The sequence below is a fragment of the uncultured Tateyamaria sp. genome, assembly GCF_947487805.1.
In the GTDB taxonomy this organism is placed as follows: domain Bacteria; phylum Pseudomonadota; class Alphaproteobacteria; order Rhodobacterales; family Rhodobacteraceae; genus Tateyamaria.
The window spans coordinates 157,326-175,803 of sequence record NZ_CANKXW010000003.1; the positions used below are offsets into that span (position 1 = coordinate 157,326).

At 63.8% G+C, this 18,478-nt stretch carries 23 protein-coding genes and 1 tRNA gene; 10 read left to right on the plus strand and 14 right to left on the minus strand.

Features of this window, described 5'->3' with window-relative positions; translation table 11 throughout:
- Window positions 1–155: 155 nt before the first annotated feature.
- A complete protein-coding gene (locus Q0949_RS10110; protein ID WP_299371205.1) occupies window positions 156–1,451 on the plus strand; it encodes a hypothetical protein in 1,296 nt (431 codons plus the stop codon).
- A 51-nt stretch (window positions 1,452–1,502) separates the two neighbouring features.
- Here Q0949_RS10110 and rplT read toward each other — a convergent pair whose 3' ends face one another.
- The 4 genes from rplT to pyk all read right to left on the minus strand — a co-directional run bounded on the left by rplT (window position 1,503) and on the right by pyk (window position 3,910).
- On the minus strand, window positions 1,503–1,868 hold the full coding sequence (rplT, locus tag Q0949_RS10115) for a 50S ribosomal protein L20 (protein WP_299138761.1): 366 nt from the start codon (window positions 1,866–1,868) through the stop codon (window positions 1,503–1,505).
- A 15-nt stretch (window positions 1,869–1,883) separates the two neighbouring features.
- Window positions 1,884–2,084, minus strand: coding sequence for a 50S ribosomal protein L35 (gene rpmI, locus Q0949_RS10120; protein ID WP_014873788.1), 201 nt, complete (start codon window positions 2,082–2,084; stop codon window positions 1,884–1,886).
- A gap of 129 nt (window positions 2,085–2,213) precedes the next feature.
- Complete coding sequence (locus Q0949_RS10125) at window positions 2,214–2,435, minus strand: hypothetical protein (RefSeq protein WP_299371208.1); 222 nt, start codon at window positions 2,433–2,435, stop codon at window positions 2,214–2,216.
- A gap of 29 nt (window positions 2,436–2,464) precedes the next feature.
- Window positions 2,465–3,910 (minus strand): pyruvate kinase, encoded by a 1,446-nt coding sequence (gene pyk / locus Q0949_RS10130; protein WP_299371211.1) that lies wholly within the window; start codon window positions 3,908–3,910, stop codon window positions 2,465–2,467.
- 101 nt (window positions 3,911–4,011) lie between these two features.
- Between pyk and Q0949_RS10135 the strand changes: the two genes are divergently transcribed.
- From Q0949_RS10135 to Q0949_RS10145, 3 genes are all read left to right on the plus strand, one after another.
- The gene (locus tag Q0949_RS10135) at window positions 4,012–4,749 is read left to right on the plus strand and encodes an N-formylglutamate amidohydrolase (RefSeq protein ID WP_299371214.1); all 738 of its coding nucleotides are present in this window, start codon (window positions 4,012–4,014) and stop codon (window positions 4,747–4,749) included.
- An 85-nt stretch (window positions 4,750–4,834) separates the two neighbouring features.
- A complete protein-coding gene (locus Q0949_RS10140; protein WP_299371217.1) occupies window positions 4,835–5,149 on the plus strand; it encodes a DUF1244 domain-containing protein in 315 nt (104 codons plus the stop codon).
- Window positions 5,146–5,736 (plus strand): OsmC family protein, encoded by a 591-nt coding sequence (locus tag Q0949_RS10145; protein ID WP_299371220.1) that lies wholly within the window; start codon window positions 5,146–5,148, stop codon window positions 5,734–5,736. Before Q0949_RS10140 ends, Q0949_RS10145 begins: the two co-directional genes overlap by 4 nt.
- Here Q0949_RS10145 and Q0949_RS10150 read toward each other — a convergent pair.
- The 6 genes from Q0949_RS10150 to dgcN form a co-directional block, all read right to left on the minus strand.
- Window positions 5,733–6,014, minus strand: coding sequence for a hypothetical protein (locus Q0949_RS10150; RefSeq protein WP_299371223.1), 282 nt, complete (start codon window positions 6,012–6,014; stop codon window positions 5,733–5,735). The two genes, Q0949_RS10145 and Q0949_RS10150, sit on opposite strands and share 4 nt — an antisense overlap.
- Complete coding sequence (locus Q0949_RS10155; protein WP_299371226.1) at window positions 6,011–6,907, minus strand: SPFH domain-containing protein; 897 nt, start codon at window positions 6,905–6,907, stop codon at window positions 6,011–6,013. The genes Q0949_RS10150 and Q0949_RS10155 overlap by 4 nt, the downstream gene beginning before the upstream one ends.
- A 99-nt stretch (window positions 6,908–7,006) precedes the next feature.
- Window positions 7,007–7,867: a D-amino-acid transaminase gene (locus tag Q0949_RS10160; protein ID WP_299371229.1), complete on the minus strand. Its 861-nt coding sequence runs from the start codon at window positions 7,865–7,867 to the stop codon at window positions 7,007–7,009.
- Window positions 7,868–7,900: 33 nt separating this feature from the next.
- Window positions 7,901–8,698, minus strand: a complete 798-nt coding sequence (locus tag Q0949_RS10165) for a hypothetical protein (protein WP_299371232.1) — start codon at window positions 8,696–8,698, stop codon at window positions 7,901–7,903.
- A 22-nt stretch (window positions 8,699–8,720) separates the two neighbouring features.
- Entirely contained in the window at window positions 8,721–9,689 is a 969-nt protein-coding gene (gene dgcA / locus Q0949_RS10170) for an N-acetyl-D-Glu racemase DgcA (RefSeq protein WP_299371235.1), read from the minus strand.
- A 58-nt stretch (window positions 9,690–9,747) separates the two neighbouring features.
- Window positions 9,748–10,746 (minus strand): N-acetyltransferase DgcN, encoded by a 999-nt coding sequence (gene dgcN / locus Q0949_RS10175; RefSeq protein WP_299371238.1) that lies wholly within the window; start codon window positions 10,744–10,746, stop codon window positions 9,748–9,750.
- 260 nt (window positions 10,747–11,006) lie between these two features.
- On the opposite strand from dgcN, the gene Q0949_RS10180 reads away from it, so the two are divergent.
- Complete coding sequence (locus tag Q0949_RS10180) at window positions 11,007–11,966, plus strand: L-malyl-CoA/beta-methylmalyl-CoA lyase (protein WP_299371241.1); 960 nt, start codon at window positions 11,007–11,009, stop codon at window positions 11,964–11,966.
- A gap of 144 nt (window positions 11,967–12,110) precedes the next feature.
- On the plus strand, window positions 12,111–12,578 hold the full coding sequence (locus Q0949_RS10185) for a DUF302 domain-containing protein (protein ID WP_299371244.1): 468 nt from the start codon (window positions 12,111–12,113) through the stop codon (window positions 12,576–12,578).
- Between the two features lies 1 nt (window position 12,579).
- On the opposite strand, the gene Q0949_RS10190 is transcribed toward Q0949_RS10185, so the two are convergent.
- Window positions 12,580–13,032, minus strand: coding sequence for an Lrp/AsnC family transcriptional regulator (locus tag Q0949_RS10190; RefSeq protein WP_299371247.1), 453 nt, complete (start codon window positions 13,030–13,032; stop codon window positions 12,580–12,582).
- Window positions 13,033–13,104: 72 nt separating this feature from the next.
- On the opposite strand from Q0949_RS10190, the gene Q0949_RS10195 reads away from it, so the two are divergent.
- Window positions 13,105–13,698, plus strand: a complete 594-nt coding sequence (locus Q0949_RS10195; protein WP_299371250.1) for a LysE family translocator — start codon at window positions 13,105–13,107, stop codon at window positions 13,696–13,698.
- Between the two features lie 58 nt (window positions 13,699–13,756).
- A complete protein-coding gene (locus Q0949_RS10200; protein WP_299371253.1) occupies window positions 13,757–14,719 on the plus strand; it encodes an acetyl-CoA carboxylase carboxyltransferase subunit alpha in 963 nt (320 codons plus the stop codon).
- Here Q0949_RS10200 and Q0949_RS10205 read toward each other — a convergent pair.
- From Q0949_RS10205 to Q0949_RS10215, 3 genes are read right to left on the minus strand one after another with little or no spacing between them, the layout of a single operon-like run.
- Window positions 14,698–15,807: a PAS domain-containing sensor histidine kinase gene (locus Q0949_RS10205; RefSeq protein WP_299371256.1), complete on the minus strand. Its 1,110-nt coding sequence runs from the start codon at window positions 15,805–15,807 to the stop codon at window positions 14,698–14,700. The genes Q0949_RS10200 and Q0949_RS10205 overlap by 22 nt on opposite strands.
- A 59-nt stretch (window positions 15,808–15,866) precedes the next feature.
- Entirely contained in the window at window positions 15,867–16,517 is a 651-nt protein-coding gene (locus tag Q0949_RS10210) for a GntR family transcriptional regulator (RefSeq protein WP_299371808.1), read from the minus strand.
- A 31-nt stretch (window positions 16,518–16,548) separates the two neighbouring features.
- Window positions 16,549–17,241: a SprT family zinc-dependent metalloprotease gene (locus tag Q0949_RS10215; protein WP_299371259.1), complete on the minus strand. Its 693-nt coding sequence runs from the start codon at window positions 17,239–17,241 to the stop codon at window positions 16,549–16,551.
- 143 nt (window positions 17,242–17,384) lie between these two features.
- Here Q0949_RS10215 and Q0949_RS10220 point away from each other — a divergent pair, with 143 nt between their 5' ends.
- Together Q0949_RS10220 and Q0949_RS10225 are read left to right on the plus strand one after the other, a co-directional pair.
- Window positions 17,385–17,714 (plus strand): TIGR02300 family protein, encoded by a 330-nt coding sequence (locus tag Q0949_RS10220; RefSeq protein ID WP_299371262.1) that lies wholly within the window; start codon window positions 17,385–17,387, stop codon window positions 17,712–17,714.
- A gap of 91 nt (window positions 17,715–17,805) precedes the next feature.
- Window positions 17,806–17,881 (plus strand) — tRNA-Ala (locus tag Q0949_RS10225).
- Window positions 17,882–18,478 lie beyond the last annotated feature (597 nt).

Below are 18,478 nucleotides of genomic sequence, written 5' to 3' on the forward strand. Positions count from 1 at the left end.
CACGTGGTTTCAAAGCGATCTAACGCCGCGCGCAGCGCAGTGCAACCGGGCTTGGGTCGCCCATGGCCGCGTCTGGCGCCACAGTTTCGCCGCCGCGCCGTCGAATGCGGGCCAAAGACGCATGTTTCAACCCATGCGCGTAAGGAGTGTCCACCATGCAGTATCTCGCCCGCAAATATGAAATCCTGTTTCCGCGCCTGCCCTATCTGGTGCGGCTGGCGTTGAACCTGATGCTGCTGCCCATTGTGCTGGTCTGGGCCATGCCCCGCGCGCTCTGGCGCTTGAACAAGGCGCAAGCGCCCCTTGGTGACACCGGCATGGCGGTGCCCGCGGTCGCGGACGGACAATTTGAGCTGGACGCGAAAACGCGCGACGAGATCTCCGATGAACCCGCAGCCCTGTTTCGCATGCGTGGTCTGGCGGGCACGGACAAATGGCCCGCATTCCTGACCCAGATGGCCAAGTGGGACGCGGTGAATGCCTCGGTCGGGGGGCAGCCGCTCACCTATGTCGGCACGCGTGCTGCGCGGTGGGCGCAGCTGACCTTCCTCGAGGAACACGACGACTGCTATGGCATGGCGGCACCAGAGCTGCCGCTTGCCTCCATTGAAAAGCTCGAAATGGCCTTTGCCGAACATCACCGCGATCCCCGGTTGGCCGCGATGCTGGCGCGCGCGCACGAGGAAATGGCCTGGGCGCGGCGCGGTGGTGACTATGCCGACGCGGTGACGGCGGACGGATGGCACAGGTTCGAGATGCACCTGGAGCGCGCCAATGAAGTATTGGCCGACTTTGACGTCCAGAAGGAGACCTCATTCCTGCTGGCCTCTGTCACCCACACGGTTGCATTGTCGTCGGAATGGGACGACGCGGCCTGCGACGCCGTGTTCCAACGCTGTCTCGCCCTGAACCCGCGGTGCTGGGTGACGATGCGCGAACGCGCGTTTCACCTGCTGCCACGATGGGGCGGCGATTACGCGCGTTTGGAGATTGCGGCCCGGCAGGCCATGGCCGACACCTCCGAACTGGGGGCGGCGGCCTATGCCGCGTTTTACCTCGGGGTTCTGGACCGCGACGAAGGCACGTTGTTTTACTGCGACCCCGACCTGTTTTCCGAAGGGCTGGCCGACATGGCCACGGCAGGACAGGATGACCAGGTGTTCGTCAATGGGCTGATCGAGGCTGTGATCGGGATCGTCACACCCACGGCGCGCCTGTTCGGCGGTGGGGGCGATGTGGACATCAACGAACGCCGCGCTGCGTTTGGAAATGCGGCGGACGCGCTGTTGAAAGATCACTTTCACTGCCATGTCACGGATGTCTGGACCAGCGCGCCGCAAGAGGTCTGGAATATCGCGGCCACCGCCTATGCCGCGGAACTGGAGGCGGGATGCACGATCCGCCTGACCCATGCGGGCGGCGCGCAGATCACGCAACCTGCCCCGGAATGAAAAACCCCGGCACGAGGCCGGGGTTTTCAAAACTCAGAACTGAGGCGCCAATCAGGCGGTCAGCTGTGCCTTGGCCTGGTCAACGATCGCGGCAAATGCCTCGGGCTCGTTCACGGCCAGATCGGCCAGAACCTTGCGGTCCACTTCGATGCCGGCCAGGTTCAGACCATTGATAAAGCGGCTGTATGTCAGCGCCTCGTCATGGGCACGCACGGCTGCGTTGATCCGCTGGATCCACAGCGCACGGAAGTTGCGCTTGCGGTTATGACGGTCACGCGTGGCGTATTGGTTGGCCTTGTCGACCGCCTGGCGTGCGACCTTAAAGGTGCTCTTGCGGCGGCCATAATACCCTTTGGCGGCCTTGATGACCTTCTTGTGACGGGCGTGGGCGACTGTTCCACCTTTGGTACGGGACATATCAGATACCTCCTATCAGCGGTCGTAGGGCATGAAGCCCTTGACGATTTTGGCGTCGGGAGCCGACAGGGTCGTGGTGCCACGGGCGTCACGAATGAATTTGCGGGTGCGTTTGATCATGCCGTGGCGCTTGCCGGCCTGACCTGCCAGGACCTTGCCGGTCGCGGTCACTTTAAAGCGCTTCTTGGCGCTCGATTTCGTCTTCATCTTGGGCATTTCCGTCTCCATCGTTTGAGTTCGGTCGAATGCGCGACTCGGCATGCCACTTGGGCCGGACGCGCGGAACGAGCCCGGCGTATAGGAGGTCGCCCCGCCCATGGCAAGAGCAATTCCACCGCGACTGGATCAGATGAAGCGTGCAATCACCCGGACAAACACGTCGGGGATTTCCTGCAACGTATACCCACCCGGTTGCGACTGCACAGCAAGCAGGATCAACCCACCCGCAATAAGGACGGTAATGGCAGAGGCGCGCGGCGCGCGTCGGTCGGAAATCGCGGACAGGACGGACGGGATCGAAAACCCGGCAATCAGGATGCCGAGCACCAAATACAAATCGGGGCTCATAACTTAACCTTACTTAACGTGCGGTCAGGTTACTCCGGATCGGTCGAGTAAATCAAACGTTCATCACAGGGGGCAACGCGCAGGATGTTCGTGGTCCCGGTGACGTTGAACGGCACGCCCGCAGTCACGACGATCTGGTCGTTCTCCGTGGCGAACCCTTCTTCGCGGGCGGCCTTGGCCGCGCCAACCACGGCCCCCTTGAACCGGTCCATGACGCCCGTGATCGCACAGTTGCAGCCCCAGCTGAGCGCCAGACGCCGCGCCGTGCCCACCAGGGGTGTGAGCGCGATGATCGGCACGCGGGGCCGTTCGCGCGCCACCAGAAGTGCGGTTGTCCCGCTCTGGGTAAAGCAGCAGATCGCCTTGATGTCGGCGGTTTCCGCGATCTCGCGGGCGGCGGCCACGATGCCGTCGGCAACCGAGCCGCGGATGGGGCTGCGGCTGGCCTCGATGATCTGGGTATATGTCGGGTCCTGTTCGACCTCGGCGGCGACACGGTCCATGGTGGTGACCGCCTCGATCGGATAACTGCCCGCCGCACTTTCCGCGCTCAGCATCACCGCATCGGCGCCTTCATAGATGGCGGTGGCCACATCGCTGACCTCGGCGCGCGTCGGCATCGGGCTTTCGATCATGCTTTCCAGCATCTGCGTGGCCACGATCACCGGCTTGGCCGCGTGACGGCATTTGCGCACCAGACGTTTCTGGATGGGCGGCACGTTCTGAACGGGCAGCTCCACACCCAGATCGCCGCGCGCGACCATGATGCCGTCGCTCACGGCCAGAATGTCGTCAAACCGTTCAACGGCATTGGGCTTTTCGATCTTGGACAAAACCGCGGCGCGGCCCTTGATCAGGTCACGTGCCTCTTCGACATCCGCAGGACGCTGCACAAAGGACAGCGCCATCCAGTCCACGCCCAGCTCGGCCACGAATTCCAGATCGGCCCGATCCTTTTCCGAAAGCGCGGCCAGCGGCAGTTCCACATCCGGCACGTTCACGCCCTTGCGGTTGGAAATCACGCCGCCCGCAATCACCACGCAGTCGGCAAAATCAGGGCCGCAATCCTCGACCCGCAAGCGGATCTTGCCGTCATTGACCAAAAGGGACTTGCCCGGCTCCAATGCCGCGAAAATCTCGGGATGCGGCAGGCAGACACGGCTGCTGTCACCATCGGCGGTATCAAGGTCCAGCCGGAATTTCGCGCCCTCGTCCAGCATCTCGCTGTCCCCGGCAAAAACACCCACGCGCAGTTTCGGCCCCTGCAAATCCGCGAGGATGCCGATGGACGACCCGGTGTCTTCCTCGACCTTGCGAATGATGGCGTGCTTTTCCGCGATCTCGGCGTGGCTGCCATGCGACATGTTCAGGCGAAACACATCCGCGCCCGCCTCGTGCAGCGACCGGATCATCTCGTAGCTGTCCGATGCTGGCCCCAGAGTGGCCACGATCTTTACGTTTCGCATACGTCTCATGGGGCGGGCCTCTCTGCTGATATCGCTAACACGGGCCTTATTGCCCAATTCACATCCCAAGGCAACTGGCCTAAACCTGCGACATATTTGGTGAAGGCTCCATGACACACGCACCTTTTCATATCGATGGCCCGGACCGCGACGGGCCTTGGGTAATCACCTGCGATCACGCCACGAACGCGGTGCCGGATCACGTCAACGGCGGCACGCTGGGCCTGCCAGAGGCCGAGATGGCGCGCCATATCGCTGTGGACATCGGTGCGCTGGGTGTGGCCCGCGCGCTTGGCGCGGCGCTGAACGCGCCGGTGGTCAGCGCCAATTTCTCGCGCCTCGTGATCGATCCGAACCGGGGCGCGGACGACCCCACCCTGATCCCGCAGCTTTATGACGGGACGATCATCCCCGGCAACCGCGTGCTGCCCGCGGCCGAGCGCCAGCGCCGGATTGACACGCTCTATGCACCCTATCATGACGCCATCGCCCGCACCGCCGCCGGGCGCGACATCTGCTTTCTGGCAATGCACAGCTTTACGCCGCAACTCAAATCCCGCCCGCCGCGCCCCTGGGAGATCGGCGTGCTGTCCGCGCAGGACCGGCGCATCGCCGACCCTCTGATCGCGTCGCTGGCGGCCGCACTCGACACCCCCGTAGGCGACAACGCACCCTATGCGGGCTTTTTCCCCGGCGACGCCATGACCCAACATGCCCACGCGCCGGGCCGTCCCAACGTGATCCTGGAACTGCGCCAGGATTTGATCGAAGACGCGGCCGGGCAACGGCATTGGGCACAGCTTTTGGCCCCCCACCTTGAAGCCGCGCGCAATCAGGCCAATCTTTGACCACACCTGCTTCTTTCGGCCAGAAATATCCCGGGGGTCTGGGGGCTGGCCCCCAGTCCGACCCTGACAACAAGGACCAACACCCATGGACGACCAAACCCAACTCGAACTCGAGGCCGCCGCCTTCCGCCGCCTGCGCCAGCACCTGATGCAGGACCGCACGGATGTGCAGAACATCGACATGATGAACCTGGCCGGGTTCTGCCGGAACTGCCTGTCGCGCTGGTATCAGGAGGCCGCTGCCGAAAAAGGGATCGAGATGTCCAAGGACGCCGCACGCGAAACATTCTACGGTATGACCATGGAAGACTGGAAGGCCAACTACCAGACTGACGCGAACACCGGCCAGCAAGAGGCGTTCAAGACCGCCTTTGCCGAGAATGTCGGGGACAAGTCATGACCTACCGCGTCGGTGAACGCGCCGAAGCCGCACCCGCACCCACGGCCTTTGAACCCGACCCTTTCAAGCGCGCCAAGGCCCCCGACCCCGTGCAATTCGAGGTCAACCTCGTGGCCGAGGCGGGGAATATGCAGCACAAAACCGGGTCAGTGTCGGTCAACATCCCCGGCTTTTCGCCGCTGACACTCTATTGTGATGAGCAGCCCCCGGTGGGCGAAGATCAGGCGCCGCCGCCGCTGGCCTACTTCTGCGCGGGCATCGGCTTTTGCCTGATGACTCACCTCACCGACATCTATACCGCGCGCGGGATCGAGATCACGTCCCTGCGGCTGGAACAGCGGGTGCGCTTTGCCACCAATCTGGGCCACATGCGCGAACTGGGGCACATGACCAACGGCAAGACCGAGCTGGTCGAGACCCACGTGCTGATCGACAGCCCCGAACCCCGCGACCGGATCGCAGCACTTCTGGCCGAGGCCGAAGGCGCCTGCATGGCCCATTTCGCCCTGCGCAACCCGATCCCGTGGACCACGCGGCTCGTGCATAACGGGGACGAGACGGTCAGCCGTTCAGGCAACGGGGCCTAGTCGTTGATGTCGCGGTCCCAGATCTTGACCTGACCGCGACGCACCCCGAGGGCCGACCGCAGGGCCACCGCCGCGATCACCGACGCAACGGCAAAGACCAACAGCAGGACCGGCAAGGTCGCGATCCAGCCCAACAGGCCAAAGGCAAGGCCGACGCCGACCACCACGGCGCCCACGGCCATGCCAAGAAAGACGAACACGGGCACAAAGATCTCGATGATGCCCAGCACCAGGGCGGCCACGATCCAGATCCACCACAACGTCCAAAGCTCGGTCATTTCTTGCTCCTTCCTGCCAGCATGCCAAAGGCCTCGCCAAAGGCATCGATGGCACTTGCGGGCAACACGATTGTCTGTTGCCCATCACCCTGCGCCAGATCGGCAATCGCCTCCACCTGTTTGAGAGCCACCTGGTACTGCGCGGATTCGATGCCGTGCGTGTTGATGGCCTCGGCCACGACCTGGGTTGCATAGGCCTCCGCGTCGGCGGTGACACGGCGGGCCTTGGCCGCCTGTTCCGCGGCATATAATTCGGCATCCGCATTCAGCTCTGTCGCCCGTTTGTGGCCCTCGGCCTCCGTCACCGAGGCGCGGCGCGCACGTTCCGCATTCAGCTGCTGCAACATCGCCTCACGGGTGGCCACATCCAGGTTCACATCCAGAATCTCGGCGCGGGTCACCTCGATGCCCCAGTCATTCACGGCCTCCTCGACAAGGACCTTGATCTCGCCGATCAGATGCGACCGGTTGGACTGCACCTCATCCAGTTCCATCTTGCCGATCTCCGAGCGGACGATCCCCGCAATCGTTGTCTGCACGGCGCTGTCCACGTCACGGATGCGATAGACCGTGCGCTCGGGTTCGATCACGCGGTAGAACACGCTGGTCTCGACCTGCACCAATGCGTTGTCAGATGTAATGGCGTCCTGGCTCTCGTTCGGCAACTGGCGTTCCAGCACCGACACCTTGTGGCGCACCACATCCATGAACGGAACGATCAAATTGATGCCGGGGCCCAGAACCGAGTGCAGACGGCCAAAGCGCTCCACGACATATTTCTCGCTTTGCGGCACAATCCGCACAGCCAGAAACAGACAGAGCAGCAGAAAAACCGCAGCCAGAATAAAAATCAGATTCTCGCTCAGCAGGGTCAGGATGACGTCTTCACTCATTTAATTTGCCCCTCGATGTTAATAATCTTTACATATGGAAATGGGAACAAAAAGCCCGCTTTTCAAGGGGAAATCGAAAAGCGGGCCGAATTTCGAGAGTCAGATCGCCACCTTGCGGCTTTCGTCCAGATAGATTTCGCGCAGGCGCGGGGCCACCCGACCGGGCGTGCCATCCCCCAGCGCCTGACCGTCGATTTCCACCACCGGCATGACAAATGTCGAGGCCGAGGTGATAAAGGCCTCATCGGCTTCGCGCGCCTCCTCGATGGTGAAATTCCGCTCTTCCACCTCCATCTGCGCCTCCTGGGCAAAGCGTAGAACGGCGGCCCGGGTGATCCCGTGCAGGATATCGTTGGATTTGGCGCGGGTGATGATCTTGTTGCCCTTGACGATATAGGCGTTGTTGGACGTGCCTTCGGTCACGAACCCGTCCTGAATCATCCAGGCATCATCGGCGCCAGCCTTCTTGGCCATCATCTTGCCCATCGACGGATAGAGCAGTTGCACCGTCTTGATGTCGCGACGGCCCCAGCGGATGTCGTCGATGCTGATCACCTTCATCCCCTTTTTCGCCGCCGGATTGTCGGCAAGGCCGGGCTTGTTCTGGGTGAACAGCACAATGGTCGGCGGCGTCGTTTCCGGATCCGGAAAGACGAAATCCCGGTCGTCGGGCGCGCCGCGCGTGATCTGCAGGTAAATCATCCCCTCTTCGATCCCGTTCAGGCGCACCAACTCGCGGTGCACCTCCAGCAGGTCGTCCTTGGCAATCGGTGACTGCATCTCCAGCGCGTCCAGCGACCGTTGCAGGCGCACGGCGTGGCCGTCGAAATCGATCAGCTTGCCACCCAGCACCGATGTCACCTCGTACACACCATCCGCCATCAGGAACCCGCGATCAAAGATCGACACTTTGGCCTCGGTCTCGGGCAGGTAATCGCCGTTCACGTAAACAGTTCGCATCTCTCGTATCCTTCTTGTCCGGGCCGCGCCCGCTTACCGTGCCGTGGCGAACCGTGCGTCGCCTGCGATCAAATTCATCTTCTGCTTGGAACCGGGGCGGTGGCCCCAGGAAAACGAAACCACCCCGTCAGACGCGCTGTTCAGGATCACACATCGCGTTCCCACGGGATTGCCGTTGGACGCGACGCGGCCTCCGTACATGCAAATCACCCCCTCGGCCGTGACGGTCCAACTGTCGTAAATCGTCTTGAGAATCCCGCTGTCGGCCATTGCATATTGCTCGGCATAGGTATCCTCGAAGGTAACCCCAAAGCCCTTGGCCTTGGGCGACAGAATACTGCGCCCGCGCAGAATGTCGCGCAGCCGCTTGTCGCCGCGCAGGCTGGCTTGTTGCTTGACTACGCTGTCAACCTGCGCGCGGGCAACGCCGGGGTTGCCCTGAAAATCGAAATCGATCAGGCCGAACATAGCCGCCGCCTGACGGCCATTCACAGGACGATACAGCATGGTGACCTTGCGCGTCTGCACCACCTGCGGGGCCACACGCTTGCCCGCCACTTCGTACAGGATGCAGTCCCGCTTGCCCTTTCGCAGCTCGCCCTGACAGTAGTTCAACGCCCGCGCACCCGCGTTTTCCGCGTTGTTCACGCCCCAGGACCGGCCCCAGGCGCCATCCGGCGAAATTGCAAACGCGGTCACATTGGGCTCGGCTGCCAGTTCCGCCAGCGCCTTGGCCTGATTTTTTGTCAGGGTGACGGTCCACTGGCCCTGCGCCACAGCCGCCCCCGCCCACAACATCGCCCCAAGGATCCATCCAAAACCGTAGCGCATCGCCTTGTCCTTCTTTCGCCCTTCAGCCCCAGAGAGCCGCCTCCGGAGGATGCACCCCCGCCGCGTCAAAGCGCAAGGGCGCGTCGCGGTCTTCGGCCAAGAGAAGCGGGCCGTCAAGGTCCACGACCTCCGCCCCCTGCGCCAGAATCGTCGCCGGCGCCATGGCCAGCGATGACCCCACCATGCAGCCGATCATCACCCTGTACCCTTCGGCCCGCGCGGCCGTCCGCAAGGCCAGCGCCTCGGTCAGCCCCCCGGTCTTGTCCAGCTTGATGTTGACCATGTCGTACTTGCCCTTCAGCCCGGCCAGGCTGCCACGGTCATGGCAGCTTTCGTCGGCGCAGACCGGCAGCACGCGCTCGATCTCGGACAGGGCGTCATCGGCCCCCGCAGGCAGCGGCTGTTCGACCATCGCGACCCCCAACCGCACCAGCACGGGCGCCAGCGTGCGATACAGGTCGGGCGTCCACCCCTCATTTGCATCCACGATGATGCGCGCATCCGGCGCACCGGCGCGCACGGCCTCGATCCGGGCCACGTCCTCTTCGCCACCGCCCAGCTTGGTCTTGAGCAGCGGGCGATGCGCATTGCGCGCCGCCTGATCCCGCATCGCGTCCGGTGCGGCCAGCGACAGGGTATAGGCGGTGATCTCCGGCCCCGGCGTGCCGAGCCCGGCCAGATCCCATGCCCGCTTCCCGGCGCGCTTGGCCTCGAGATCCCACAGGGCGCAATCCACCGCATTGCGTGCCGCCCCCGCAGGCAGCAGATCAATCAGATCCGCGCGGCTGAACGCCTCCGGCAGGCCCGCAATCTGCGCCGCCACGCTGTCCAGCGTCTCGTCATAGCGTGCATAGGGCACGCACTCGCCCCACCCGGCGTGATCCCCATCCGAAAGATGCGCCGTCAGCACCTGCGCCTCGGTCCGGGACCCCCGCGCAATGGTGAACACCTCTGCCAGCTGAAAAACATCCCGGCTTACGTCGATCCGCATGGTCCTGCCCCTTCTCTGCTGCATCACGCCCCTTACAGGGCGCAGGCCGCCCGGCCGATCACGCGATCAGCGCATCCACCAACTTGCCCGCACCAAAGCGGAACGGATCGGTCGCAGGCAACCCCATGCGGTCCTCGATCTCTTGCAGGCAGGCCTTGGCCGCCGCCTCGTCCAGGGCCTTGGTGTTCACCGACACCCCTGCCACGAAACAGTCGGGATTCGCCACCCGCGCCAACGGCAGCGCCGTGTCCCGAAGCGTCTCGAGCGACGGCAACCCGTAATGCGGCAGGCCGCGCATATGCGTGCGCGTCGGTTCGTGACACAGCACCAGCGCATCAGGCTGGCCGCCATGGATCAACGCCATCGTGACCCCGGAATAGGACACGTGAAACAGGCTGCCCTGCCCCTCGATGTGATCCCAGTGGTCGGCATCATTGTCCGGTGTCAGGTATTCGACCGCACCGGCCATGAAATCCGCGATCACCGCATCCAGCGGCACGCCCTTGCCGGTGATCAGGATCCCCGTCTGCCCGGTCGCCCGGAAATCGGACTTGAGGCCGCGGTCCCGCATCTCGGCATCCATCGACATCGCGGTATACATCTTGCCACAGGAACAATCCGTCCCGATCGCCAGCACCCGCTTGCCCGTCCGCTTCTTGCCGTTGGCGATGGGATAGGCAATCGTCGGCACCCGCACATCATGCAACGTGCGCCCGTTCACCTTGGCCGCCGATTGCAGCTCGTTCTCGTCGCGCAACAGGTTGTGCAAGCCCGCCGCCAGATCATAGCCCATCTGCAAGGCCTGAACCAAAACGACCTTCCACTCGTCCGAGATGATGCCGCCGCGGTTCGCCACGCCAATCACCAGCGTCTTGGCCCCGGCCTTCAACCCCTCCTCAAGGCTCATGTCCGCCAGACCCATATCCGCGCCACATCCCGGCAGCCGCAACTGCCCCACGGCATTCTCCGGACGCCAGTCCTTGATGCCTTGCGCGACCTTTGCGGCCAACTGATCCGGGGCGTCGCCCAGAAACAAAAGATACGGTGTCTGAATCATGATGCTATCCCCTTGGCAGTTACGCGCAATCTTACCCGTTTTTCACGCAAATCCATTGCGAAACCCGCTTGCAAACCGCCCAAGACCGAAGATCCTTGCGCCAATGCACAAATCCTCGAAGATTTGCGCGTGTACATCGCAGATCTCGCCGCGACTCCACCCCCCAATGCTGCACCTGCAAAATCCCGGTTGCGCAAGTGGGCGCAATTTAATAACAGCCAAGCAGCACAAAACGTAACTTTCTTACCAAAGGCCTGCGCATGTCCTTCCGTCTCCAACCCACACCCCCGGCCCGCCCCAACCGCTGCCAGCTGTTCGGCCCCGGCTCCCGCCCCGCGATCTTTGAGAAAATGGCCGCCTCCGCCGCCGACGTCATCAACCTCGACCTCGAAGACAGCGTGGCCCCCTCCGACAAGGACAGCGCCCGCGCCAACATCATCGCCGCCATCGGTGACATCGACTGGGGCACCAAAACCCTGTCCGTACGGATCAACGGGCTCGACACGCCCTACTGGTACCGCGACGTGGTGGACCTGCTGGAACAGGCCTCCGACCGGCTCGACCAGATCATGATCCCCAAAGTCGGCAACGCCGCCGACATCTATGCCGTGGACGCGCTGGTCACCGCGATCGAGGCGGCCAAGGGCCGTACCAAACCCATCACCTTCGAGGTGATCATCGAATCCGCCGCAGGCATCGCCAACGTGACCGACATCGCCGCGGCCTCCCCGCGCCTCGCGGCCATGTCGCTGGGGGCTGCCGACTTTGCCGCGTCAATGGGCATGGCCACCACCGGCATCGGCGGCACACAGGAAAACTACTACATGATGCGGGAGGGCGAAAAACACTGGTCCGACCCATGGCACTGGGCCCAGGCCGCCATCGTCGCCGCCTGCCGTACCCACGGCGTGCTGCCCGTCGATGGCCCCTTCGGTGACTTCTCCGACGATGACGGCTTCCGCGCCCAGGCCCTGCGCTCGGCCACGCTGGGCATGGTCGGCAAATGGGCCATCCACCCCAAACAGATCGCCCTCGCGAACGAGGTCTTCACCCCCTCCGACGCCGCCGTCGCCGAAGCCCGCGATATCCTCGCCGCCATGGAAACAGCCAAGGCCAACGGCGAAGGCGCCACCGTCTACAAAGGCCGCCTCGTCGACATCGCCTCCATCAAACAGGCCGAAGTGATCGTGCGCCAATCCGAAATGATCGCCAACGCCTGACCAAGAGGCCCAAAGGGATGGTGGGTGGGGTGTCTTTGGCCCCGCAAGGGGGGCAAAGCACGTCACCCATCCTCCCCCACACAGACGTGATTGGGCAAACCGCACAAACCCATGTTCTCTGGCCCCACCAGCCAGGAGAACACCATGATCCGCCCCCTTCTCGCCACAGTCCTCTTCCTCTGCGCCACCCTCGCACAGGCCGAAATGACCCCCCGCGACGGGTGGTCCGTCACCAAAACGGACAAATCCTACACCGCCCTCATCGATGCGGTGAAATCCGCGGCCAAGGCCAACCGGATGGGCGTCGTCACCCAAGCAGGCCCCACCGGCGCTGCCAAAAACCGCGGCATCACCATCCCCGGCAACCGTGTCATCGGGCTCTTCAACAACGTCTACGCCGTGAACGTACTCAACCTCTCCACCGCCGCCATGATCGAGGCTCCGATCCGCGTCTACGTCACCGAAAACACCGACGGCACCGCCACGCTCAGCTACAAAACCCCCTCCACCGTCTTCGCCCCCTACGTGGACGAGGCCGGCCCGGACCTCGCCACCATCGCCGCAGAGCTGGACACGGTCTTTGCCGCCATCGCCGCCGACGCCACGCGCTAACTCAGGCGCGCGCATCCTTGGGCGATCCCAACACCACATAGGTCGTGATGCCGTTCACCTGCGGCAGCGCTCCCAGCATGTTGGTGTGAAAGTCCTTGTAACGGCCCAGATCCGCGCATTCGATCCGCAACAGGTACTCGATCGTGCCGGTGGTGTTGTGGCACTCGCGGACCTCGGGCGCGCGTGAAATCGCCTGCTCGAACGCCTCCTGGCTGGCCTTGGAATGGTTGTTCAGGCTCACCCCGATATAGGCCACGAACCCCGTGCCCATGCGCGTCCGGTCCAGCACCGCGCGGTAACCGGTGATCACGCCCGACCGCTCCAGCTCCTGCACCCGCCGCAAACAGGCCGACGGCGACAGGCCCACCCGCGCGGCCAGATCAATATTGCTTACCCGCCCGTCGCGGGACAGTTCCTGCAATATTCGGTCGTTTATGCCATCCATCTTCGCCATTCATTGTGAAAATACCCGCAACAAACGGCAAAACGCAACCACACACCCCGCCAACTCCCCCACAAATTGCGAATGACACTTGATCTCCTCTCCGCCCTCGCGGTCTTTGCCTTTGTCAGCTCGATCACGCCGGGGCCCAACAACCTGATGCTAATGGCCTCCGGCGCGAATTTCGGATTTCGCCGCACGGTGCCGCACATGCTGGGCGTGGGCCTTGGCTTTGTCGTGATGGTGATGCTGGTCGGTGCCGGGCTCATCCAGATATTCGACACCTACCCGATCAGTCACACGATCCTGAAATTCGTCTCCGTGGCCTACCTCTTGTGGCTGGCCCGGCGCATCGCCAATGCCGCCCCAAGGGCCGCGGGCGAAGCCACCGGCACACCCATGACATTCCTTCAGGCGGCGGCCTTCCAATGGGTCAACCCCAAGGCCTGGACCATGGCCCTGACGGCCGTCACCGTCTACACGCCCGACACCACGCTCAGGGCCATCGGCGTGGTCGCACTGGTCTTTGGCGCGATCAACCTGCCGGCGGTCAGCTCCTGGACCTTGCTGGGTCAGCAGATGGCCCGCGTGCTGACAAATCCCGCCCGCCTGACCCTGTTCAACTGGACCATGGCGCTCCTGCTCGTCGCCTCGCTCTACCCGGTGATGTTTCCCTAGCGTTGCAAATCGCGTGCGCGCCCGCCATATAGCTCCAAACCTGAGGCGGAGAGCGCGCGTGACGCAATACCTGGAATTCGAAAAACCCCTGGCGGAAATCGAAGGCAAAGCCGAAGAGCTGCGCGCCCTCGCGCGCCAGAACGAGGATATGGACGTCTCGGACGAGGCGGCGGCACTGGATGCCAAGGCGGCCACGCTGCTCAATGATCTCTATGCGGATCTGACGCCCTGGCGGAAATGCCAGGTCGCCCGCCACCCGGACCGGCCCCATTGCGTCGACTATATCAAGGCCCTGTTCACCGAATACACGCCCCTGGCCGGGGACCGCAATTTCGCGGACGACCACGCGGTCATGGGCGGGCTTGCGCGGTTCAACGACCGCCCCGTCATCGTCATCGGCCACGAAAAGGGCAATGACACCAAATCCCGCATCGAACGCAATTTCGGCATGGCCCGCCCCGAAGGCTACCGCAAGGCGATCCGCCTGATGGACATGGCGCACCGCTTTGGCCTGCCCGTGATCACGCTGGTCGACACACCCGGCGCCTATCCCGGCAAGGGGGCCGAGGAACGCGGCCAATCCGAGGCCATCGCGCGGTCCACCGAAAAATGCCTGCAAATCGGCGTGCCGCTCCTGTCCGTCGTCATCGGTGAGGGCGGCTCCGGCGGGGCCGTGGCCTTTGCCACCGCCAACCGCGTGGCGATGCTGGAACACTCCGTCTATTCTGTGATCAGCCCCGAAGGCTGCGCCTCCATCCTGTGGAAGGATGCGGAAAAAATGCGCGAGGCCGCCGAAGCGCTGCGCCTGACCGCGCAGGACCTCAAGCAACTGGGCGTCATTGACCGGATCATCCCGGAATCAGTGGGCGGCGCCCACCGCCACCCCGATGCAACCCTGACCGCCGTGCGCACCGCAATCCAGGGCATGCTCGACGATCTGGACGGCAAGGACGCCGCCGCCCTGATCGCGGACCGGCGGCAAAAATTCCTGAACCTCGGTCAAACCGGGCTGGCGGCCTGATCAAGCGGCGCGCGCAGGTCCGCGGCTGGCAGTAAGGGCGCACCCGCCCCAACCTTGCCCGGCAATTCAAACCGCACCTCGGCCCCGACCTCTCGTTGCTCGACCGTCACGCGCCCGCCGCGTGACCGCGCCAACCGGCGCACGCCAACAAGGCCGAACCCCCCCTGGCTTTCCAGTGGGCCGGGCACATCGCCATAAGCGTTCTCGGCCACGTCGCCAAACCCCAGCCCGTCATCGCGCACCGAGAACATCAGCCGCTGCGCATTCATCGCCGTGACGTCAATGGCGATGCGCACCTCGGGTTTGCCGGCGTATTTGATGGCGTTGTCGATCAGGTTGCGCAGAATGATCTGAACCACCGTGTAATCGGCCTGCACCTGCACCCGCGGGAACCGCGCACTGTGCTTGCGCATCGGATCCAGCAACACCATGACATTGTCGCACAACGCGCCAAAGTCGAACCAGGCCGGCTTTTCAGACGTGTTGGCCGCCAGCGCATGGGCCATGATGTCCGACACCACGGTCAACGCATTGTCCGCAATGCTGTCGATCATGTTCAAAAGCTCGATCTTGCCATCACCATGATCCACGAAATCCCTGCGCATCACCTCCGCCAGCGTCTTCAAATTGCCGATGGGGCTCCGCAGATCATGGGCCGCCAGACACACAAGGTCTTCCATCTCGCGCGCGGCTGCATTGGCCATGGTCTGCGCCTGTGCCATCTCGCGCTGTGCGGTGATGTCCTGCGACGTGCCGACCATGTATTGCAGCACGCCCGCCGGGTCCTTGACCGCCTTCAGCCGGGTGCGCACCCACAGCGTCTTGTCCCGAACGGGCAGCGCGATCTCGTATTCGGTGTCTTCTGCCGCAGCCCATGCGTGGCACTGCTGGCGGTAAACGGAATAGGCCGCGCGCCCGGAGAATATCTCGTGGGCCGGGCGCCCCTGCACGTCGTCAAGCGACGTGCCCAGATGCGCAAGCGCCACCGCGTTCAGAAACACATACACGGGCCGGTTCGACGAACCCGCCCCAAGGACAAAGACCGGATCACTCAGGTGATCAAAGATCGTGAAGTCTGCCGTCTGCATGTGAACCCTCGTATTCTCAGGACACATAACAACATCCGCGCTACCAAACGCTTAACGCGTCAGCTTGCCAGCATCCGCAACCCCTGGGTCACGTCCGATCGCACGGCCAGCCGCAGGCCCGGCTCGTCCCCCGCCCGCAGGGCCGCAATGATCAGGCGGTGGTATTGCGGCGGCTCGGTCCGGCGCAGCCGACCATAGAGCGCGCGCATCGTCGGCCCCATCTGCAACCACACCGTTTCGGCCATGGCCAGCATCGCAGGCGCCTGCGCGCGCAGATACAGCGTCCGGTGAAATTCCAGGTTGGTGCGAATGTAACTGACCGCATCGCGATGCGCGACCGCCTCGGCCACCGCGCCGTTGATCGACTGCAACCGCTCGATCAGCGCCAGATGCGCCCGGGGCAGGGCACGGGTGGCCAGCTCGACCTCGATCAGGGCCCGCAACGCCGCCAGTTCCTCGATCCGCTCGTTGGACAGCTCCGGCGTCGACATCCGCCCCGATGGCGACATGGTCAACGCGCCCTCGGCGACCAGCCGCCGCGCGGCCTCGCGCACCGGCGTCATCGACACGTCATACTGCTTGCCAATACCGCGCAAGGTCAGCGCCTGTCCCGGCGCGATATCCCCGTGCATGATCCGCGTCCGCAAGCGGCGGTACACCCGGTCATGGGCGGCGGTTGTGGTATCTCGGGGGCGCGGCGCTGTCTGCATGGGCATTTGTGATCACACCGCGCGCGCGCGGTCAATCACCAAAGCGGTAGCGGTGCAGCGCGTTGCCCTCTGTCCGCAACCAGCGGCGCATGCCATCATAGGGCCCGTGAATGCGCGTCACCTCGGCCCAGAATGCAGGCGAATGGTTCATCTGCGCCAGATGCGCCACCTCATGCGCCGCGACATAGCGCAAGACCTCCGGCGGCGCGAGGATCAGACGCCATGAAAACATCAGCCGCCCAGCGGATGAACACGACCCCCACCGCGACCGCGTGTCCCGGATGCTGATCCCGGAATAGGCCAGCCCCAGCCGCCCGGCATAGTGATCACAGGCCGCCACCAGCCGGTCCCGCGACCGCGCCTTGAGATAGCCGAGCACGCGGCGCGGCGCCGTCTCGGGGCGTCCCGGCACCTCCAGCGCCGTGCCCGTGGCGCGGATCGCGCGTCCCGTGGCCGGTGCGATGACATGCGGCTGCGCCTCGATGGGGATCACGCTGCCCATACCGATCTCGACCACATCCGGGCGTGCCGCCAGATGGCTGCGGATCCACGGCTCCTTCTCCCGCGCGAACCCGAAGGCCTCGCGCGTGGATACCGATGGCGGCGCAGTCAGCGTCACCCGCCCGTCCAGCTGGGATATGCGCAATGTCATGCGGCGCGCACGCGCGTTCCGGCGCAGGGTCACCGCGATATCGGGATCCCCTTGAAGCACATGCTCAGCCACCCCATTTCCCCCGTTGCGTCATAAGGCTTTGACTCCGTCCCGACCTTATGGCACTTGCCCAGAATCGCCGCAATATGGACGACCTGCCCACCCGCGCCACCGGCCGCGCCACGGCAGATCAAACGAGACACAAAGGATCACCGATGCCAAAGGAAGAATGGGGCACCAAACGCCTTTGCCCGACCACAGGTAAACGGTTCTACGACATGAACCGCAATCCCATCGTCAGCCCCTACACGGGCGACGTGGTCGAGCTGGACAGCACCAAGACACGCATGATCGCCGCCGATGCCGAAGATGCCGTGACCGCCAAGGCCAAGGCCGCAACCGCGTCCGAGGAAGAGGATCAGGTGCTCGACGATGATGACGTCGATGTGGATCTGGACGACGATCTGCTCGATGACGACGAAGAGGAGGACACGGTCCCTCTCGAAGAATTGGCCGACGTTGCCGCCGACGACGACGAGTCGTAAACGCAAGCGCCGAACGGGGTCTTTTTCGCTTGATCCCGTTCGGCAAAGCGCCTAATCACCGGCGCACGGTCGGAGACGACCACCAGAGAATGGGGCATTAGCTCAGCTGGGAGAGCGCCTGCATGGCATGCAGGAGGTCAGCGGTTCGATCCCGCTATGCTCCACCATTCTTTCTGTATTCCCATGCAATTGTTGCACCGTCCGAACGGTCGGGCGCCGACTTACGCGCATCGGCTGGCGCCGCTACGCTGAGTGCAGCGGTTCGATCCCGCTATGCTCCACCATTCTTTTCCGATTTGCACAGCAAAAAATTTGATCCAGTGGATCGGATTTAGGAAATGAATGCCCCGAGCCACTGCGAGGGGCGACATCCTGCGCAGACAAATTGAACGGCCCCTCTCGCGTGCCGGCATGCGCCAGCACTCTGCCGGGGCGACGCGCGCCGCCACGGGCGGCACGCTGGTTCAATCCCGCTATGCTCCACCATTCTTTTCCGATTTGCGCAGCAAAAAATTCGATCCAGTGGATCGGATTTAGGAAATGAATGCCCCGAGCCACTGCGAGGGGCGACATCCTGCGCAGACACTTTGAACGGCCCCTCTCGCGTGCCGGCATGCGCCAGCACTCTGCCGGGGCGACCGGGCAGCCTGGTGGGGCCATCCCGTGCACACGCCGTTGGGTGCGCATGCACTGCGCACCGCACGTGAGACAAGAAAACGGCGCCACGCAGGCGCCGTCCTTAAAATCTCGAAACCCGGGGTTCC

Excerpts from the sequence above, each read along its gene's own strand:
- Q0949_RS10110 (WP_299371205.1), top strand. The coding sequence starts at position 156 with ATGCAGTATCTCGCCCGCAAATATGAAATCCTGTTTCCGCGCCTGCCC.
- rplT (WP_299138761.1), bottom strand. The coding sequence starts at position 1,868 with ATGTCCCGTACCAAAGGTGGAACAGTCGCCCACGCCCGTCACAAGAAG.
- rpmI (WP_014873788.1), bottom strand. The coding sequence starts at position 2,084 with ATGCCCAAGATGAAGACGAAATCGAGCGCCAAGAAGCGCTTTAAAGTG.
- Q0949_RS10125 (WP_299371208.1), bottom strand. The coding sequence starts at position 2,435 with ATGAGCCCCGATTTGTATTTGGTGCTCGGCATCCTGATTGCCGGGTTT.
- pyk (WP_299371211.1), bottom strand. The coding sequence starts at position 3,910 with ATGAGACGTATGCGAAACGTAAAGATCGTGGCCACTCTGGGGCCAGCA.
- Q0949_RS10135 (WP_299371214.1), top strand. The coding sequence starts at position 4,012 with ATGACACACGCACCTTTTCATATCGATGGCCCGGACCGCGACGGGCCT.
- Q0949_RS10140 (WP_299371217.1), top strand. The coding sequence starts at position 4,835 with ATGGACGACCAAACCCAACTCGAACTCGAGGCCGCCGCCTTCCGCCGC.
- Q0949_RS10145 (WP_299371220.1), top strand. The coding sequence starts at position 5,146 with ATGACCTACCGCGTCGGTGAACGCGCCGAAGCCGCACCCGCACCCACG.
- Q0949_RS10150 (WP_299371223.1), bottom strand. The coding sequence starts at position 6,014 with ATGACCGAGCTTTGGACGTTGTGGTGGATCTGGATCGTGGCCGCCCTG.
- Q0949_RS10155 (WP_299371226.1), bottom strand. The coding sequence starts at position 6,907 with ATGAGTGAAGACGTCATCCTGACCCTGCTGAGCGAGAATCTGATTTTT.
- Q0949_RS10160 (WP_299371229.1), bottom strand. The coding sequence starts at position 7,867 with ATGCGAACTGTTTACGTGAACGGCGATTACCTGCCCGAGACCGAGGCC.
- Q0949_RS10165 (WP_299371232.1), bottom strand. The coding sequence starts at position 8,698 with ATGCGCTACGGTTTTGGATGGATCCTTGGGGCGATGTTGTGGGCGGGG.
- dgcA (WP_299371235.1), bottom strand. The coding sequence starts at position 9,689 with ATGCGGATCGACGTAAGCCGGGATGTTTTTCAGCTGGCAGAGGTGTTC.
- dgcN (WP_299371238.1), bottom strand. The coding sequence starts at position 10,746 with ATGATTCAGACACCGTATCTTTTGTTTCTGGGCGACGCCCCGGATCAG.
- Q0949_RS10180 (WP_299371241.1), top strand. The coding sequence starts at position 11,007 with ATGTCCTTCCGTCTCCAACCCACACCCCCGGCCCGCCCCAACCGCTGC.
- Q0949_RS10185 (WP_299371244.1), top strand. The coding sequence starts at position 12,111 with ATGATCCGCCCCCTTCTCGCCACAGTCCTCTTCCTCTGCGCCACCCTC.
- Q0949_RS10190 (WP_299371247.1), bottom strand. The coding sequence starts at position 13,032 with ATGGCGAAGATGGATGGCATAAACGACCGAATATTGCAGGAACTGTCC.
- Q0949_RS10195 (WP_299371250.1), top strand. The coding sequence starts at position 13,105 with ATGACACTTGATCTCCTCTCCGCCCTCGCGGTCTTTGCCTTTGTCAGC.
- Q0949_RS10205 (WP_299371256.1), bottom strand. The coding sequence starts at position 15,807 with ATGCAGACGGCAGACTTCACGATCTTTGATCACCTGAGTGATCCGGTC.
- Q0949_RS10210 (WP_299371808.1), bottom strand. The coding sequence starts at position 16,517 with ATGCAGACAGCGCCGCGCCCCCGAGATACCACAACCGCCGCCCATGAC.
- Q0949_RS10220 (WP_299371262.1), top strand. The coding sequence starts at position 17,385 with ATGCCAAAGGAAGAATGGGGCACCAAACGCCTTTGCCCGACCACAGGT.